Source organism: Streptomyces sp. NPDC056948 (genome assembly GCF_042674225.1).
GTDB classification, from domain to species: Bacteria; Actinomycetota; Actinomycetes; order Streptomycetales; family Streptomycetaceae; genus Streptomyces; species Streptomyces purpurascens.
In genome coordinates, this window is sequence record NZ_JBHUQX010000765.1 from 1 (window position 1) to 1891 (window position 1891).

General features: G+C 67.7%; 2 protein-coding genes. Both read right to left on the reverse strand.

What is annotated here, in order from left to right; all coding sequences use genetic code 11:
- Window positions 1-22: 22 nt before the first annotated feature.
- A complete protein-coding gene (gene sucD / locus ACFTZL_RS44475; RefSeq protein ID WP_382596227.1) occupies window positions 23-907 on the reverse strand; it encodes a succinate--CoA ligase subunit alpha in 885 nt (294 codons plus the stop codon).
- 21 nt (window positions 908-928) lie between these two features.
- Window positions 929-1891, reverse strand: a 963-nt coding sequence (gene sucC / locus ACFTZL_RS44480) for an ADP-forming succinate--CoA ligase subunit beta (RefSeq protein WP_382596230.1), incomplete at its 5' end; no start/stop codon positions are given.

A 1891-nucleotide genomic window follows, 5' to 3' on the forward strand; every position in this document is an offset into this window, starting at 1 on the left:
CCTGTGAGCCGTGTGGCGCTGCTCAGCCGGCGAGGATGGCGCGGGCCAGCTTCGCCGTCTCGGTCGGGGTCTTGCCGACCTTGACGCCGGCGGCCTCGAGGGCCTCCTTCTTCGCGGCGGCCGTGCCGGAGGAGCCGGAGACGATGGCGCCGGCGTGGCCCATGGTCTTGCCCTCGGGCGCGGTGAAGCCCGCGACGTAGCCGACGACCGGCTTCTTCACGTTCTCCTTGATGAAGGCCGCGGCCCGCTCCTCGGCGTCGCCGCCGATCTCACCGATCATCACGATCAGGTCGGTGTCGGGGTCGGCCTCGAACGCGGCGAGCGCGTCGATGTGGGTCGTGCCGATGACCGGGTCGCCACCGATGCCGACGGCCGAGGAGAAGCCGATGTCACGGAGCTCGTACATCATCTGGTACGTCAGCGTGCCGGACTTCGAGACCAGGCCGATGCGGCCCGGCTTCGTGATGTCGCCCGGGATGATGCCGGCGTTCGACTGGCCCGGGGTGATGAGGCCGGGGCAGTTCGGGCCGATGATGCGGGTCTTGTTGCCCTGGGACACGGCGTAGGCGTAGAACGCGGCCGAGTCGTGGACGGCGATGCCCTCGGTGATGACGACCGCGAGCGGGATCTCGGCGTCGATGGCCTCGACGACGGCGGCCTTGGCGAAGGCCGGCGGCACGAAGAGGACGGATACGTCGGCGCCCGTCTTCTCGATCGCCTCGGCGACCGTGCCGAACACCGGGATGTCGTTGCCGTCGATGTCGACCGACGTGCCCGCCTTACGCGGGTTCACGCCACCCACGATGTTCGTGCCGTCGGCCAGCATGAGCTTGGTGTGCTTCATGCCCGTGGCACCGGTCATGCCCTGGACGATGACCTTGCTGTCCTTGTTGAGGAAGATAGCCATGGCTGTTTAGTCCCTCGTCCCTTACTTCGCAGCCGCGAGCTCGGCGGCCTTGTCGGCCGCTCCGTCCATGGTGTCCACACGCTGAACCAGCGGGTGGTTGGCGTCGGAGAGGATCTTGCGCCCGAGCTCCGCGTTGTTGCCGTCCAGACGGACGACCAGGGGCTTGGTGACGTCCTCGCCCTTGTCCTTGAGCAGCTGGAGCGCCTGGACGATGCCGTTGGCGACCTCGTCGCAGGCGGTGATGCCACCGAAGACGTTGACGAAGACGGACTTGACGTCCGGGTCGCCGAGGATGATCTCCAGGCCGTTCGCCATGACGGCGGCGGAGGCGCCACCGCCGATGTCGAGGAAGTTGGCGGGCTTGACGCCACCGTGCGCCTCACCGGCGTACGCGACGACGTCCAGGGTGCTCATGACGAGACCCGCGCCGTTGCCGATGATGCCGACCTCGCCGTCGAGCTTGACGTAGTTGAGGTTCTTCTCCTTGGCGGCGGCCTCGAGCGGGTTGGCCGCGTCCTTGTCCTGGAGAGCCTCGTGCTCCGGCTGACGGAACTCGGCGTTCTCGTCGAGGGAGACCTTGCCGTCGAGGGCGATGACGTCACCGGAGGCGACCTTGGCCAGCGGGTTGACCTCGACCAGGAGGGCGTCCTCCTCGAGGAACGTCTTCCACAGGGTGACGAGGATGTTCGCGACCTTGTCGGCGACCTCGGCCGGGAAGTTCGCGGCCTCGACGATCTGGCGCGCGACCTCGGGGGTCACACCCACGTTGGCGTCGATCGGCGTCTTGGCGACGGCCTCGGGGCGGGTCTCCGCCACCTCCTCGATCTCCATGCCGCCCTCGACGGACGCGATGGAGAGGAAGGTGCGGTTGGCACGGTCGAGGAGGAAGGAGACGTAGTACTCCTCCAGGATCTCCGGGGCCGTCTCGGCGATCATCACCTTGTGGACCGTGTGGCCCTTGATGTCCATGCCGAGGATGTTGGT